This window comes from Mesorhizobium sp. B2-4-13, from assembly GCF_006658535.1.
Classification (GTDB): Bacteria; Pseudomonadota; Alphaproteobacteria; order Rhizobiales; family Rhizobiaceae; genus Mesorhizobium; species Mesorhizobium australicum.
In genome coordinates this window covers 139,463-155,116 of sequence record NZ_VFVB01000003.1, presented here as the reverse complement: position 1 = coordinate 155,116, position 15,654 = coordinate 139,463, and the positions used below count along the sequence as shown (strand labels likewise).

Here is a 15,654-nt window from a genome sequence, read left to right as displayed (position 1 = left end):
GACTCTCCTCAAGGCCCGTGCAGACGAGCCATGCAAAAGTCGCATGGATCGCTGATCCAGTCAGAAATTTTCAACCCACGGCCTGAGTTCCATTTCCCAGGTCCAGGCGCTGCGGTGCTGGCGGTGGATGGCGAGATAGGCCTCTGCGATCGCATCCGGAGACAGCCGGCGATCCTGCGGCCCGGGCTCCTGTCCGGAAGCGGCCGAAGCAATGGCGCCGTCGATGATGAAATGCGCAACGTGGATGTTCTTGGGCGCCAGTTCGCGGGCCATGGATTGCGCCAGCCCGCGCAATCCGAATTTGGGCATCGCAAAGCCGGCGGAGCCGGCGAACCCCTTCACACTTGCTGTCGCTCCGGTGAAGAGGATCGACCCCGCCCCTTGAGCGATCAGCCGGCGGGCCGCTTGCTGAGCTACCAGGAACCCGCCATAGGCCCCGATCAGCAAAGCCTGTCGGACAGCCTCGGGATCGAGTTCGGCTATTGGACCGCGAGCGCGGCCACCGGCGTTGAAAATCACGAGGGAAAGCGGGCCAGCCTTGTCCGCGATATCGAACAGATGCTCGACCGATGCCGGATCCGAGACATCCGTCGCCACGGCTTGCGCGCCGGTTTGCGCTTGCAAGGCATCGAGCTTCTCGATGTTTCGGGCGGCCAGGACGACATGGAACCCTTCCCTGGCGAGAAGACGCGCGAGCGAGGCGCTCAATCCGGAGCCCGCCCCGGCAATCACGGCGACGTTGGATGTCATGAGATCCTCTCCTCTTCCAGTGATTGCAACCGCCGGCGGATGTTGAACTCTGCCGGATCGGCTCCGCACCGGCAACACGCAAGGCGGAAAGAAAAATGGCCGGGCGCCAAACGGCCCGGCCAAAAAAGAAGGTCATAACCTTCAGAGGGGAACACCGCTCGGTGAAATGGGAGGAAAACACCGAACGGTTTTTCCTTTTTGAGCCGATTCCCCGACGAATACGACGAATGATTTTCTAAGAATCGGTCGGGATGGCAAAAATCCCGTTCTTTCTCGTCTAAGACTCAGCCGGCCCGGCTTTCCGGCTCGAGCAGATCCACATAGTGGCGCCGAGCGACGTCGGGATGCGAGCGCAGCCGGCTTTTCAGCACATTGGTTCCGACATCGCGAAACAGCGGATTGTCCGGATCGCTGGCCGGCCCGCGCGCCTGCGCCGCCAGATCCTCGGAAAGGCTAAGCAGCGGTATCGTCGCATCGAGCCTGGCGCTGAAGAAGAACGGCACCGAAATGCGTTCAATGCCGGCCGCCGGCGTCACGACACGATGCACGGTCGCCCGCAAATAGCCGTTTGAGGCCAGTTCGAGCAGTTCGCCGATGTTGACGACGAGCGTACCGGGAATGGGGTCCACATCCACCCAGCTTCCGTCATAGTCGACCTGCAGCCCCTTATTGTCATCCTGAAGCAACAACGTCAGGAAACCGCCATCCTTGTGCGCGCCGACACCCTGGTCATCGCCGGTCGCCTCTCGGCCGGGATAGCGCACGATTTTCATGCGGTGGTTTGGCTGCTCGCGGTAGATCGGGTCGAAAGCGTCCTCGGGTTGATCGAGCGACAGCGCGAAGGCTTTCAACAGCCTGATGGCCACTGCTGTTGCCTTGGCCTGCCATGCCAGCAGGGCGGGTTTGAGTTCCGGCAACGCAGCGGGCCACTGGTTCGGCCCCTGCAGCCGCGTCCAGGCGAGAATTCCTGGCCCTTGCGCTATGGGCTGACGCTCGACGCCGATGTCGAGCTGTTCGCGCCAATCGGCCTTGCCCTTGGTCAGCTCGCCGCCGGCGCGGGTATAGCCACGGAACTGCGGGGATTTCACCATTTCGATCGCGAGCTTGTCGGCCTCGGCCAAGGCAAAGAAGCGGCGCGACGCGGTGAGCACTTCACTGATTTCCGCCCACGAGATGCCATGTCCGGCCAGGTAGAAAAAGCCGATGTCGCGCGACGCGGAACGCAGATCCGCCAGAAATGTCCGGCGTTCCGACGCGCCTTGTTCAAAGCGGCTCAAGTCGAGCACGGGTACTATTCTGGGCATATCAGGCTCCTTTCCCGGCTTTGTGCGGATGTTACCGTCCGCAAACCGGGACTGTTGGACAGGCGTGCACTTTTCGGCGGTCACACCCGCCAGCAATGCCTGCAAGTGTCATCGACTCCAGATTGCCAAGAAAGAAACGATCGGCCCTTCGAGACCGCCGCGATGAACAATTTTTGCGCGCGCGCCGGCAAGCTGACAATGACCGCGATCATTCGCGCAGATACGGACCGCCAGCAGGCGCGCGACCTCCACGCTATTGGGCTGCCCTGAGCAGCATGCCGAACAGGTCGCGTGGCTCGTCGGGGTCGGCGAGCATATCGAGCTCCTGGTACAGGCCGGTCGACCTCAGTTGATCCCTGACATAGCGCAACGCCGAAAAGTCCTCGATAGCGAAACCCACCGAATCGAACAGCGTGATCTGGCCGGCGTCGCGCCGGCCCTGAACGGCGCCGGTGACCACCTGCCACAGCTCAGTCACCCGATGATCCGGCGCGAGCTGCTGGATCTCGCCTTCGATGCGGGTCTGCGGCGGGTATTCGACGAAAATGTCGGAGCGCAGCAGGATGTCGCGGTGCAGTTCGGTCTTGCCGGGGCAGTCGCCGCCAACGGCGTTGATATGTACGCCCGAGCCGATCATGTTGTCGGTCAGGATGGTGGCGTACTGCTTGTCGGCGGTGACGGTGGTGATGATGTCCGCACCCTCAACCGCTTCCTGCGCGCTCGTGCAGGCCGTCATGTCGAAGCCGAGGCCGGCGAGATTGCGAATGCATTTCTGTGTTGCCGAACGGTCGATGTCGTAAAGCCGCAGCCTGTCGACGCCGAGCAGTGCCTTGAAGGCCAGCGCCTGGAACTCAGCCTGGGCGCCGTTGCCTATCAGCGCCATGCAGCAGGACTCGGCCGGCGCCAAGTGCTTCGCGGCAAGGGCCGACATGGCCGCCGTGCGCAGTGCGGTCAGAATGGTCATCTCGGACAGCAACACGGGATAGCCGTTGTGGACGTCGGCCAGCATGCCGAAGGCAGTCACGGTCTGGCGGCCCTCGCGCATGTTCTTGGGATGACCATTGACATATTTGAAACCATAGACCTCGCCGTCGCTGGTCGGCATCAGCTCGATAACGCCCTCGGCGCTGTGCGAAGCGACGCGCGGGGTCTTGTCGAAGAGCTCCCAGCGGCGGAAGTCGTCCTCGATATAGCCGGCGAGCTCAACCAGGAACCGCTCGACGCCGATCCTGAGCACGAGCTTCATCATATTGTCGACGCTGACGAACGGCACGATGTTGAGATTGGGTATCATTTGTTCCTTGCCGGTACACCAGTCAGCCCTGGCGATGCGGGTTGTACGCCTTCATCATCGTCGGCAGTCTCGGAAAGTATGTCAATACCTCTTCATTATTGACCATAATTAAAATATCTGAAATAGACTCGACACAGTATATATTTCAGGGGAGGCCTATGGCGATACGCGATGTTTTGATGCGCGGGGATCTGGCGCTGACGCCGTCGGAAGAAAAGATCGTCAGGCTGCTGCTGACGGACTATCCGACCTCGGGCCTCGGTACCGCATCGTCGCTTGCGCGACGCGCCGGCGTCAGCGATCCCACCGTTGTCCGGCTGGTCGTCAAGCTCGGCTATGAAGGGTTCCCGGACTTTCAGGCAAAGCTGCTCGCCGAGGTCGAGGCCAGGCTGCATTCGCCGCTGTTGATGATGGAGACCAAGCGGCAAAGCGGTTCCAGTGACAGCGCGGTGCTTGCCTATCTCGATTCCGTTACCACGGCCCTGCAGAAAGCCACCGCGGCGACACCGGTCCAGACCTACGAGCGTGCCGCCCGCCTTTTGATGGAGGCCAAGGGCGAAATCTTGTTGGTCGGCGGCCGGTTCAGCCGCCACATCGCCGGGATGCTGGCTGGATATCTCGTGCAGTTCCGCACCGGGGTCCGCGATCTCGGCGTGCTCTCTCCGCAGTCGTTCGACACGCTGGCCGACCTCGGTCGTCGCGACGTGCTCGTCGTCTTCGACTATCGCCGCTACCAGTTCGACGTGATGGCCTATGCGCGCCAAGCCGCCGCGCTCGATGTACGCATTCTTCTGTTCACCGACCAATGGCTGTCACCGATATCGGATCTTGCCGAAGTCACGATCGTCAGCCCGCTCGAAGTCGCCTCGCCCTATGACACGCTGGCGCCGGCGATCGCACAGATGGAGGCGCTGACGGCCCAGATCGTTTCGACGCTGGGCGATGACGCTCGGGCTCGCATCGAGAGGATCGAGAAAGTGCGGCACGCCAATGCGGTGACGCTCGACAGCGATGCGGAAGGGAGCGGCATGCGCAAGACATCAGGACCGCGCAAGATACCTGGACCCAAAGCAGCAAAGCAGGACGAGAAGGCATGACCCAAGCCCTACCCAAGCGAGACGAAGCTTTTCGTACCGGCGAGACAGCGCTGCTGCTGGTCGACATGCAACGCATCTGGCTGGAGCCGGGTGCCGATCCTTCGCATCCAGAACGCGGACCCGATCATTATTTCTACCGGCAGACATGCTCGCAGACGATCCCCAACCAGGAGCGCCTGCTGGCGGCGGCGAGGGCCAATGGCGTCGAAGTGCTGCACACCATCATCCAGAGCCTGACCGAAGACGGCCGCGACCGCTCGCTTGACCACAAGCTGACGCCGATCCATGTTGCGCCCAGCCTCCCCGAAGGCCTGCCAGTGCCATCGCTGGCGCCGGTCGGCGACGAGATCATGCTGCCGAAAACCTCGTCGGGCATCTTCAACTCGACCAATGTCGACTACCTGCTGAAAAACCTTGGCATCCGCTATCTCGTCGTGGTCGGCGTGCTGACCGACCAGTGCGTCGACATGACGGTGCGCGACGGCGCCGACCGCGGCTATCTCGTCACCTGCGTATCGGATGCCTGCGCCACCATTACCCAGGAGCGCCACGACATCGCGCTGAAGGCCTTTGGCGGCTATTGCTGGGTCACGGACACCGACACCGTCGTCGACCGCTTCAACGCTCTGGGAAAAAAGGCATGACATCTGCCGTCGAGCCTCTCGTCGCCGTCGTCACCACGGATCTCTCCGCCATTACGCGGGGCCGCTTCGTGCTCGAAAGCAGATTGCAAAAGACCGCCGCGACAGGGGTCGGCTGGCTGCAGGCCAATCTGTCGATGACGCCGTTCAATTCGATCGTCGATCCCAATCCCTGGGGCTCGTCCGGCGACCTTCGGCTGATCCCGGATATCAAGGCGCGCTTCCGCACCGAGCGGACGGGATCGGCGACGCCCTTCGACATGGTGGCCGGCGACATCGTCGAGCTCGATGGCAGCCCGTGGCTCGGCTGCACGCGGACCATGCTCCGGGATGCGCTGGCGGAATTGAAGGCGGCCACCGGCCTTTCCGTCATCGCCGCCTTCGAGCACGAATTCAACATTGCCGGCGGCAGCTTCGCGCCGGCACATTCGATGTCCTTTGCCGCCCTGCGCCGCACCGACCCGTTCGCCCCCAATCTGATGGCGGCACTCGAAGAGGCAGGTGTCGGCCCCGAAGTGGTCATCGCCGAATTCGGCAGTGAGCAATTCGAAGTGACGCACGAGCCGGCCGATGCGCTCACGGCAGCAGATCGCGCCGTCGCCATCCGCGAAATCACGCGCGAAGTGGCACGCAATGCCGGCTGGCGCGCGAGCTTCGCGCCCAAGGTCGCCCCGGATGCCGTCGGCAACGGCGTGCACATCCATTTCAGCTTCGTCGACGAAGCCGGCAAGCCGGCAACTTACGATCCGGCGCGTCCCGGCGGCCTGTCCGCCAAGGCTGGCGCCTTCTGCGCCGGCGTGCTGCGCCATCTGCCCGCCATGACCGCCATGACGGCGTCGAGCGTGTCGTCCTTCTATCGCCTTAAGCCGCACAGTTGGAGTTCGTCCTACACCTGGCTCGCCGACCGCGACCGCGAGGCGTCGCTCCGCATTTGTCCGACGGTGACGATCGGCGGACGCGATCCGGCACGGCAGTACAATGTCGAGTATCGGGCGGCCGACGCAACCGGCAATCCCTATCTGTCGCTGGCGGCGATCATCCGCGCCGGGCTGGAGGGGCTGAAGGCGGACTTGCCATCACCGCCGCTGGTCACTGGCGACCCGACGCTGATGAGCGAGACGGAACGGGCGGAACTCGGTCTGGTGCGGCTTCCCGAGACCTTGCCGGCGGCACTGGATGCGCTCCTGGCCGACAAGACCGTTACGGGATGGTTCGCCCCGATCTTCATCGAGACCTTCGTCGGGTTGAAGCAGCATGAAGCCGAGCGCCTGGCAGGCCTTGATCCGGCTGCCATCTGCGATCTCTACCGGACGCTTTATTGATGACTGCGCAGGCCGAAAAAAGCTCGCGCCCCCAAGAAGATTGGCCCGAAGCCGTCGAGGTGCTCAACGAGCATGGCCGTTGCGAGATCGTGCTGCTGTGCGAGCATGCGTCCAACCATATGCCGGCGGAGTACCGCCGGCTCGGGCTCGATGCCAGCCATCTGCAGCGCCACATCGCTTGGGACATCGGCGCCGCGGAGGTGACGCGCCTGTTATCGGCACGGCTTGATGCAGCGGCCTTTCTCAGCGGCTATTCCCGACTGCTGATCGATCTCAACCGGCCACTGGGCAGCCTGGGCAGCATTCCGGTGCTGTCGGAAGACACTGACATTCCCGGCAATGCCGGCGTCGACGGAGCGGAACGAGACCGGCGCGCGGAAATCATGTTTTCGCCGTTCCATGAGCGGGTGGCCGCGCACCTCGATCGCCGTGTGGCCGAGGGCCGGCCGACGCGGATCGTGACGATCCATTCCTTCACACCGGTGTTCCTGGGTGTCGCCAGGCCTTGGCATGCGGGTGTGCTGCATGGTCATGCAGCCGATCTCGCAGCGGCGATCCTTTCGGGCCTGCGCACCGACGCCGCACTCAACGTCGCGGCCAACGTACCCTATGTGATCAGCCGCGATGCCGACTACGCCGTACCCATCCATGGCGATGATCGCGGCATCCCCGCCGTCCTTGTCGAGATCAGGCAGGACTTGTTGTCGACACGGTCGGGCATCAAGGAATGGGCGGACCGGCTGGCGGCGGCGCTGCCGGCGCACGAGACGGAGGCATCTCAGCCGGTGCGGAGGTGACGCCGCGACCACGGCGCAGGTCGGCAAGCCGCGCTTCTCGCCATCAGCGCGGCGCTCGCGTGATGGGGATGGTCCGATCCGAATGTACAACCTCCCGAAAGCTCACAATCAGGTCGCCCGACCTGACCTGCCGCCCCAACCGGCGTCAGGGCAATTTCGCCTAAAGCGATGGTCCCATCCGGATAGGGCTGCCGTCGCTGAACCGGGATTGACGGAACCTGTGAAGGTTGTGCCCAGTCTCGTTGCCCTGGATCAAGTCGGACAGGACGCGGCCCATGCCAGGCCCTATGCCGAAGCCATGGCCGCTCATCCCAGTGGCGATGACGAGGCCATCGACCGTTGCGGCGCGATCGACCACAGGCACGACATCCGGCATCGCATCGATCATGCCGGCCCAGCTTGCCCTGAGCGGCACCGCCTCGAATTGCGGAAAAAGCGCCTTGAACCCATGATCGATGGCGCGAAGGGCCCTGGGTTCCGGGGCAGGATTGAGAACGCGCATGCGTTCGAACGGGCTTTCCTTGTCGGCATCCCATTTGCGCGGGGTGGACCAGCTGTCCGGATATGCGCGCGGCGCCGCCGGCAGGTAGCGCGTGCCGAAAGGATTTGCCTTCAGGGCAGGCAGGTATTTCGGTGCGTGACGCAATGCATCCGGCCCGACATAGAGCAGGTGGCTGCCTCCCGCCGCGAGCGTGTACCCGCCGTCCTTTCTACGCCGGAAGGCGATGCGTTCGTCCGCGGCGGCGCCGGCATGGATTTCCGGCATAGGCGCGGTCGCCGCGACGGTCGTGCGGACACTGAGCTGCGGGATCGAGACGCCATGCGCGCGCAGGAACAGCGACGTCCAGGCACCGCTGGCGACAAGCACGTTCGAGGTGGCGATGCGGCCTCGTTCGGTCCAGACACCACTGATACGCCCTGCGGAGATGTCGAGCATGCGTGCCGCACAGTTCTCGATGATTGTGACACCCTGGCGAGCGGCCAGGCGGGCAAGCGCCGGCACGGCGACCCAGGGCTCGGCACGCATGTCCGACGGCGTGGTCATGGCGCCCTTGAAGGGGCGTGACATGGCCGGGATCAGCTTGGCGGTCTCGCCCTGGTCGAGGAGGCGCGTGTCGACGCCATGGGCCTCGGCGATCTTCAGGAACTTGGCGAAGCCGGCCATCTCCTTGTCGGTCCGCGCAAGATAGGTCACGCCCGTCTGCGTCAAGCCTATGTCCTCGCCGCACTCCTCGGCCAGTTGGCGCCAGAGACGCTGCGCTTCGATGACGATGGGCAATTCGTCCGCGTCGCGGCCCTGCTGGCGAATCCAGCCCCAGTTGCGCGAGGACTGCTCCGCGGCGATGCGTCCCTTCTCCAGCAAGGTCACCGGTATGTTGCGACGGGCCAGGAACAAGGCCGCGGTCACGCCGATGATGCCACCGCCGACAATGACCACATCCGACGTCTTCGGCAGCGGCGCCTGGAACTGGATCGGACTGGCTTCGGTGAAAGGGAAGATCGTCAAAGGACTGTCCTTTTCTCATAAGCGTGCCCCGCGCCGATGGCTGGTCCCAGTGGCGCGAAAGTCGCCCGCTTTCGTCGGACACTGGCCAAGCGTGAAGTGCGCCGACGAGCACTACACGACCGGCCTCGAAAATTTGCGTGCCAGCTCGATGAAATTGTTGACCACCCGTCGAGGCCGCTTCTCGTCGTAGGGCAGCCCTGGCTTCATCGACAATCGGGTGGCTAGGGCACGCGAATGCCGGACGAAGCGAAGCGCTCGCTCAGACCTGTCGCGACATTCCGGCGAAAGATCGCAAACGATAGCTTGCCGCCCGATGACTTCAGGCCAGCCCGAACCGCTCCACCGCACGCATGATGCCGCGCAGTTCCGCGAGGCCTTTCAGCCGGCCGATGAGCGAATAGCCGGGGTTGATCTTCTTCTTGCCGATGTCGTCGGCAAGCAGATGGCCATGATCGGGCCGCATCGGAATTTGCCAGTCGGCTCGGCCTTCTCCGCGACGGCGCTTCTCTTCCTGCATCAAAGCGAGGATGACATGCGCCATGTCGGTGCCCCCCTCGAGATGCTCGGCCTCGTAGAACGAACCGTCCTCCTCGATGGTGATGTTGCGCAGATGGACGAAATGGATGCGGTCGGCGAATTCCTTGACCATGGCGACAATGTCGTTGTCGGCGCGCGTACCGTAAGAGCCGGTGCAGAACGTCAAACCATTGGCCGGGCTGTCGACCGTCTCGAGGATGAAACGCGCATCCTCGGCCGTCGAAACGACGCGCGGCAGGCCATAAAGCGAGAAGGGCGGATCGTCCGGGTGGATGCACATACGCACACCCGCCTCTTCGGCCGCCGGGATGATCTCGCGCAGGAACCAGGCAAGATTGTCGCGCAGTTCCTTAGGCCCAATCGCGTCGTATTCCGCCAGCGCCTCGCGGAAACTGTCCCTGTTATAGCTACGCTCCGTAGCCGGCAGGCCGGCGATCAGATTGCGCTCGATCTGGCCGATCTGCTCCGGTGTCAGCGCCTTCAGGCGCTCCTCGGCCTGAGCAATACGTGACGGCGTATAGCTTGCCGCGCCGTTCTTGCGCTGCAAGACAAAGAGATCATAGGCAGCGAAGTCGATGGCGTCGAAGCGCAAGGCATAACCGGTCGTCGGCAGCCGGTAGGCCAGGTCGGTGCGAGTCCAGTCGACCACAGGCATGAAATTATAGCAGATCGTCTGGATGCCGGCCTTCGCGAGAGCGCGGATGCTGTCGCGATAATAGCCGGCATAGCGCTCGCGCTCCGGCGCGCCGATCTTGAAGGAATTGTGAACCGGAATGCTCTCGACGACCGACCAGGTCAACCCAGCCGCCTCGATGATGCGCTTGCGTTCGAGCACATCGGCCTCAGGCCAGGCCCTGCCATCATAGATATGGTGAAGCGCTGAAACCACGCCGGTGGCGCCAGCCTGTTTGACATGTTCAAGCGTCACCGGATCATCGGGACCGTACCAACGCCAACACTGTTCCATGGCCACTTCCTTTCTGCGAGAGACGGGCAACCTATTGTTTGACCACGATGAGTGTCAAACTGAGAGCCGGTTTCGATAGCAATGAAGGAGCTTCCGCGATGAAGGATTTTGACGGCAAGGTGGCATTGGTGACAGGAACGACCGGTATCGGCCTGGCAGCCGCCAAACGCCTGGCGGCTGGGGGCGCCGCGATCGTCGCCTGCGGGATCGACAGCGCGGCCAACGCCGCCATGCAGGAAAGCCTCGCCAAGTCCGGAGCCGATGCGCTGGTGCAAACGGTTGACGTCTCCGTTTCCGAGCAGGTTCGCGACGCGGTCGTGGCCGGCGTGGCGAAATTCGGCGGCATAGACGTCATCGTCAATTCGGCGGCGGTGCATCCCTACGGAACGGCGACGACAACCGACTGGGAAACGTGGAACCGGGCTATGACGATCAATGTCGGCTCGATCTATCTGACCGCCCATTTCGGCATCCCGGAAATGATCAAGCGTGGCGGCGGCGCCATCGTCAACGTCGCTTCGGTGCAGGGCTTCGCCTGCCAGCAGAACGTTGCCGCCTATGCCACGACCAAGGGCGCCATTCATACGCTGACGCGTTCGCTGGCACTCGACTATGCCGCGTCCGGCATAAGGGTCAATTCGGTCAGCCCGGGCTCGATCCGCACACCGATCCTCGAAAAGGCCGCGCGTGGCGACGGCGGCAGCGATGCCGACGTGGAAGAGGCCTACAGGCGCTTCGGCGCGGCCCATCCGCTCGGCCGCATCGGCGAACCGGAGGAAGTGGCGGAACTCATCGCTTTCCTGTGCTCGTCGAAGGCCGGCTTCTGCACAGGCGCCGACTACAAGATAGATGGCGGCCTCACCGCCGGCATCGGCGTGAAGTAAGACCGTTAAGATCGATCTCGGGACCCAATCGGGAGTGGTGCATTAACGCAGCCAGTTCGGAACAATCTTTTTTGGCCGAAGTTTTACTCCTTGAAGGGACGAACTCTCCGAAGGAGATTTCCTATGAAACATGTTCTCATTACCAGCATGCTGGCGATCGGGCTAGGCTGCGGGACGGCGATGGCTCAGACGCAGCAGCCCGCCGATAGCCAATCAGGAGCGGACACAAATTGCGCTTCCGGCACGACCAACTGCCAGAAGGGCTCGAAGATGAAGGAGCAGGCACAGGGCACCAAGTCCCAGACTGATCAGCAGGTTCAGGACAAGACCAAGGCCAAGACAGAGGAGCAGGCCCAGGGCAAGGCCGGCACCACCACGGACCAGCAGGCCCAGGGCAAGACGAAGATCCAGACGGACCAGCAGGCGCAGGGCAAGGCTGGCACCAAGACCGACCAGCAGGCCCAGGACAAAACCAAGGTCCAGACCGACCAGCAGGCACAGGGTAAGGCCGGCACCACAACGGATCAGCAGGCTCAGGACAAGACAAAGGTCCAGACCGATCAGCAGGCACAGGACAAGGCCGGCACCACCACCGATCAGCAGGCTCAGGACAAGACAAAGGTCCAGACCGATCAGCAGGCCCAAGGCAAGGCCTCCACGCAGGACAAGACCTCGACCGCTTCCATCAACAATGTGACGGTTGAACAGAAGACCCAGATCACTCATGTGATCAGGGAAACCAAGGTCGAGCCGGTCACGAACGTCGACTTCGACGTCTCCGTCGGCATCGAAGTTCCGCGGCACAAGGTCAGGCTGCATCGCTTGCCGGCTCGCATCGTGAAGATCGTTCCGGCCTACGAGGCGTACGAGTATTTCGTTCTCGCCGACGGCCGGATCGTGATCGTCGATCCGGATACATACAAAATCGTGCTGGTGCTGACCTAGGGCAATTCCAGGGAAAAGTGCGTAGCGGTTTTCCGTTCGGAATTGCGTAAAAACAAAGAGTTAGAGCACAGGATCGTTCAACCCGCCCCGCTGCACGCGGGTCGGGTTGAGCACTATGGCGAGATGATGCGGAACTTCCCGTGCAAACCTCTGCGCATGCTCAGGGATTGCGAGGCCGCAATGTCCTCAAGGTAATCGAGTAGCGGTGCTCGGCAAGCGGCGGGATGCTGTGCTCCCATTGCGACCGCGACGGCCCCGTCATGAGATAGGCCGATCTCGGCTCGACAGTGATGGTCCGACGCTCCCATTTAGACCCATTCTTGCGCCGAAGGCGAAAATCGCAGGGCGCCAGCAGCGAAACGCCCGCGACATCCTCGAAATGCGGCTTGTCGCGGTGCCAGCCGATACCGGCGCCGGGCCGGTACTCGTTGATCAAGACCTGCGCGAAGGTTTCGGCCGGCCGGCGCGCAAAAGCCGCGACCTTTTCGCGCAAGGGCAGCAGAAAATCAGGTATCGGCGGTGCCTCGACCACCTCGCGCCGGTCATAATCGTAGCGAAGGCCAAAACCGACGACACGCCGGTTTGCCAGATGGCCATGGAAGTCGAAGGCCTTGAAGGGCAGTGCCTCTAGATGATGGACGAGTTCGATTTCGTCCTGTGGCGTGATCAGTCCGGTCTGGTAGGCGAAACCCTCCGGCAGATCATCCTGAGCGGCACCGAAGAGATCGTGCTGGGCCACACGGCCGGCTGTTTTCGGTTTGAGCGGCGACATTTTGCCTAGATGGTGAAGGCCGGACCACAAGACAATATGGGAACCGCGCTTGCCCGCCCTGGATACGTCCCAAAACCGGCGCAACGGAACCGCGGGAGGAGCGTGAAAGTTTAGCAACGGCGGTTCCGTCGGGGGCCGCCGGGCACGTTCTAGCCTTGGAGTGCCGGATGCCGCGCGTTGAAACCGGGGCCTGCTTTTGCGGGGCGATCGCCGCCACCATGGACGGTGAGCCTTTCTGGATATGCTACGATCACGATGACGATTGCCGACGGGCCATCGGCAGTCCACTCACCGTCTGGGTCGGGTATCGGCCGAGCCAATTCAATCTTTTGAGGGGGGCGCCAAAGGCCTTTTCCAAGACGCCGGGTGTTATCCGCACTTTCTGTCCCGACTGCGGGAGTTCGATAGGCTATAGCGACGAAGGGCTGCCGGACGAGCTTTATCTGACGATCGGATTCTTCGACAAACCCGAAGGGCTGCGGCCACAGGCCCATGCCTATTGGGACCTCAGGCTGCCTTGGGTCGACTTTGCCGACAAGCTGCCGCGCATCGATCGATATTCGAGGAAACGCGATGCGAAGTTCGGCAACCCAAGCGACAGGTAGCAATGTCGGATGGCGGCACGGAACCGCACCACGCCTGGCGGGTTATTTGGCTGAGCCGTCAGGTGCCAGCATGCCATCGACCGTCATTCGAAACACGCAATACGATCCCGCGACCAGGATCCTCTCGGTCTGGTTCGTGCCGCACGGCAACCGCTATGACTATGAGGACGTCGCCCCGGCTACCTATGCGGCGTTCATGCGCGCTCCTTCGAAAGGCCGCTTCTTCAATAAATTCATCAAGGACCACCACAGGTACCGTCGCGTGGCGTGATGCCCCGTCACGCCTTCCTGTTCTCGTCGGCGCTCAACTCATCCGGCGCCGGTTCCCAACCAAAGACACTGCGGCCGCCAAGCAGATGCGACTGGTCGAATTCGCCGGCGACAATTTCCTTGAGGCTGGGACCCGTGACGTATCGCTCGACCTGCCGCGACTGATGGTCGAGCCGCCTCAGGGCGCCGATTTCCTCTTCGCGACCGAGCCTGGCCTTTTGCACGGCGGACTTCAGCACGCCGATCGTCTCGTCATAGACCTTGAGCGGTACAGGGAACGGATGCCTGTCCTTGCCGCCATGCGCCAGCGAAAAACGACCCGGGTCCGAAAATCGGCAAGGCGTGCCATGCACCACTTCGGCAACGAGAGCGAGTGCCCTCACCGTGCGGGCGCCTACGCCCGGAACCAGGAGAAGCTCGGCAAAATCGGCTGGACCTCGCTCCGCGGCGGCGGCCATGTTGCCATGAAGGCGATGCATCACGACGTCGCTTTCGCGAACGTCGTGATGAGCCGGCATGATCAGATGCGGCAGCAGGGGCTGCACCGGAGCCGGTGCCGTACCGGGCTCCAGCGCGGCGAACTCCCGAAGGATGCGGTCCGGCCCAAGATCCTGGAGGAGATCAAGCTGTCCCTGGCGCGAGGCTTCGGCGCGGCGGTCGGTCAGGTTGACGATCTCGCCCTGGTTGGCGCCTTCGATGGCGGCATGCGGCTGGTCGACAAAACTCTTCAAACCTTCGGACAGCCAATGATAGCGGCGCGCCACCTTGCTGTCACCGTTCATGCCTTGCTGCACCACCACCCAGTCGCCGTCGTCGGTGACGATGAAGCCATGCAGATAGAGATCGAACCCGTCCTGAACGGCGGCGCTGTCCACCTTGGCGACAAGCCGGCTTGCGGTTGCAAGGCGGGCTCCGTCGAAGCCGATGCGCTCGCCAATGGCGGCAAGCTCGTGGGGGGTTTTGCGCGAATGCGCTCCACGGCCGCCGCAGACGTGGATACCGAGTTCGCCCGACAGCGGCGTGAGGCCGCGTTTCAAGGCGCCGACGACGCTGGTGGTGATGCCGGACGAATGCCAATCCATGCCCATGACCGCGCCGAAGGACTGGAACCAGAACGGATGCGCCAGACGCCGCAGCAATTCGTTGCGGCCATAGTGATGGATGATCGCCTCGCACATGACGGCACCGAGACGCGTCATGCGGTCGCCCAGCCATTTCGGCACGCGTCCACCGTGAAGGGGAAGATCAGCACTGCCCGATCGTTGCGCCACGTTTGCCTGCTCCAATGTCCGCGATTGGGACAGATAAGCACTACAGACCCCGCAGGGAAGGCTGACGCTACACTGGCGTCAAGTCCAGTTCGAGAGAACCGTTTCCATCTCGACTGTCTCGACCTGCTGCGCGAAGCGCTGGTGATAGACGGTAAGCAGCGCGTCATGCGTTGCGTCGGAAGAGCTGCACAATGCGTCGGTGACGAGCACCACGCGATAGCCGAAATCGATGGCGCCGAGCACGGTGGCTAGGACGCATACATCGGTTTCGCCTCCCGTGACGACCAGCGTGTCGATCTCGCGTTCCATCAGAAAGGCCCTGAGGCGCCCTTCGAACCAGGGGGAATAGATGTGCTTGTCGATGACTGCCGCCGGCGGACAGTAAGCGGCGAGCGCCGGCAACAATTCGATCATCTCCGGCCCGATATTGTCGATCGCCATCGAGGCCCAGCGCTCATAATAGCGCTTCCATGTACCAGCGCCTTGTCCCGGCCTTTGCGCAGGCAGGAAGCGCGTGAAAACCGTCTGTTCCGCACGCCTTTCGACCAACCTCTCAATTTGAGGCAAGACACGGGTTATCCAGGGTGTCGCCCAAGGCGACGGTTCGGCAAACAGCTTCTGCATATCCACACAGACATGCATGCACCGGTCGCCCAATGGGCCATAAGCCAAGCCTGGCATCGACATCAAC

The 15,654-nt window shown here is 62.8% G+C and carries 16 protein-coding genes; 8 read left to right on the top strand and 8 right to left on the bottom strand.

Features of this window, described 5'->3' with window-relative positions; translation table 11 throughout:
* Window positions 1-60 precede the first annotated feature (60 nt).
* From FJ936_RS08785 to FJ936_RS08775, 3 genes are all read right to left on the bottom strand, one after another.
* Window positions 61-750 (bottom strand): SDR family NAD(P)-dependent oxidoreductase, encoded by a 690-nt coding sequence (locus tag FJ936_RS08785; protein WP_015316486.1) that lies wholly within the window; start codon window positions 748-750, stop codon window positions 61-63.
* Between the two features lie 284 nt (window positions 751-1,034).
* Window positions 1,035-2,054 (bottom strand): isopenicillin N synthase family oxygenase, encoded by a 1,020-nt coding sequence (locus FJ936_RS08780; protein WP_141906383.1) that lies wholly within the window; start codon window positions 2,052-2,054, stop codon window positions 1,035-1,037.
* 253 nt (window positions 2,055-2,307) lie between these two features.
* The gene (locus FJ936_RS08775; protein ID WP_141906382.1) at window positions 2,308-3,348 is read right to left on the bottom strand and encodes an ornithine cyclodeaminase; all 1,041 of its coding nucleotides are present in this window, start codon (window positions 3,346-3,348) and stop codon (window positions 2,308-2,310) included.
* 158 nt (window positions 3,349-3,506) lie between these two features.
* Between FJ936_RS08775 and FJ936_RS08770 the strand changes: the two genes are divergently transcribed.
* The 4 genes from FJ936_RS08770 to FJ936_RS08755 are packed head-to-tail and all read left to right on the top strand — an operon-like array spanning window position 3,507 to window position 7,205.
* Window positions 3,507-4,445, top strand: a complete 939-nt coding sequence (locus tag FJ936_RS08770) for a MurR/RpiR family transcriptional regulator (protein ID WP_140715566.1) — start codon at window positions 3,507-3,509, stop codon at window positions 4,443-4,445.
* The gene (locus tag FJ936_RS08765; RefSeq protein ID WP_141906381.1) at window positions 4,442-5,089 is read left to right on the top strand and encodes an isochorismatase family cysteine hydrolase; all 648 of its coding nucleotides are present in this window, start codon (window positions 4,442-4,444) and stop codon (window positions 5,087-5,089) included. Before FJ936_RS08770 ends, FJ936_RS08765 begins: the two co-directional genes overlap by 4 nt.
* A complete protein-coding gene (locus FJ936_RS08760; RefSeq protein ID WP_141906380.1) occupies window positions 5,086-6,408 on the top strand; it encodes a glutamine synthetase in 1,323 nt (440 codons plus the stop codon). Before FJ936_RS08765 ends, FJ936_RS08760 begins: the two co-directional genes overlap by 4 nt.
* Entirely contained in the window at window positions 6,408-7,205 is a 798-nt protein-coding gene (locus FJ936_RS08755; RefSeq protein ID WP_015316479.1) for an N-formylglutamate amidohydrolase, read from the top strand. The genes FJ936_RS08760 and FJ936_RS08755 overlap by 1 nt, the downstream gene beginning before the upstream one ends.
* Window positions 7,206-7,365: 160 nt before the next feature.
* On the opposite strand, the gene FJ936_RS08750 is transcribed toward FJ936_RS08755, so the two are convergent.
* Both FJ936_RS08750 and uxuA read right to left on the bottom strand, forming a co-directional pair.
* On the bottom strand, window positions 7,366-8,712 hold the full coding sequence (locus FJ936_RS08750) for an FAD-binding oxidoreductase (RefSeq protein ID WP_140792937.1): 1,347 nt from the start codon (window positions 8,710-8,712) through the stop codon (window positions 7,366-7,368).
* Between the two features lie 319 nt (window positions 8,713-9,031).
* Window positions 9,032-10,216: a mannonate dehydratase gene (uxuA, locus tag FJ936_RS08745; RefSeq protein ID WP_015316477.1), complete on the bottom strand. Its 1,185-nt coding sequence runs from the start codon at window positions 10,214-10,216 to the stop codon at window positions 9,032-9,034.
* 98 nt (window positions 10,217-10,314) lie between these two features.
* Here uxuA and FJ936_RS08740 point away from each other — a divergent pair, with 98 nt between their 5' ends.
* Window positions 10,315-11,100, top strand: coding sequence for an SDR family oxidoreductase (locus FJ936_RS08740; protein ID WP_140821131.1), 786 nt, complete (start codon window positions 10,315-10,317; stop codon window positions 11,098-11,100).
* 123 nt (window positions 11,101-11,223) lie between these two features.
* Entirely contained in the window at window positions 11,224-12,045 is an 822-nt protein-coding gene (locus FJ936_RS08735; protein ID WP_141906595.1) for a DUF1236 domain-containing protein, read from the top strand.
* A 160-nt stretch (window positions 12,046-12,205) separates the two neighbouring features.
* On the opposite strand, the gene FJ936_RS08730 is transcribed toward FJ936_RS08735, so the two are convergent.
* Window positions 12,206-12,817 (bottom strand): alpha-ketoglutarate-dependent dioxygenase AlkB, encoded by a 612-nt coding sequence (locus FJ936_RS08730; protein WP_015316474.1) that lies wholly within the window; start codon window positions 12,815-12,817, stop codon window positions 12,206-12,208.
* 167 nt (window positions 12,818-12,984) lie between these two features.
* Between FJ936_RS08730 and FJ936_RS08725 the strand changes: the two genes are divergently transcribed.
* Window positions 12,985-13,422, top strand: a complete 438-nt coding sequence (locus FJ936_RS08725) for a GFA family protein (protein WP_015316473.1) — start codon at window positions 12,985-12,987, stop codon at window positions 13,420-13,422.
* A 70-nt stretch (window positions 13,423-13,492) separates the two neighbouring features.
* On the top strand, window positions 13,493-13,693 hold the full coding sequence (locus tag FJ936_RS08720; RefSeq protein ID WP_015316472.1) for a KTSC domain-containing protein: 201 nt from the start codon (window positions 13,493-13,495) through the stop codon (window positions 13,691-13,693).
* A gap of 7 nt (window positions 13,694-13,700) precedes the next feature.
* Here the strand turns inward: FJ936_RS08720 and FJ936_RS08715 are convergent, their stop codons facing one another.
* Together FJ936_RS08715 and FJ936_RS08710 are read right to left on the bottom strand one after the other, a co-directional pair.
* Entirely contained in the window at window positions 13,701-14,963 is a 1,263-nt protein-coding gene (locus FJ936_RS08715; protein WP_141906379.1) for a DUF763 domain-containing protein, read from the bottom strand.
* A 78-nt stretch (window positions 14,964-15,041) separates the two neighbouring features.
* Window positions 15,042-15,650 carry an isochorismatase family cysteine hydrolase gene (locus FJ936_RS08710; RefSeq protein ID WP_015316470.1) on the bottom strand — a complete coding sequence of 203 codons (609 nt, stop codon included), beginning with the start codon at window positions 15,648-15,650 and terminating at the stop codon, window positions 15,042-15,044.
* Window positions 15,651-15,654 lie beyond the last annotated feature (4 nt).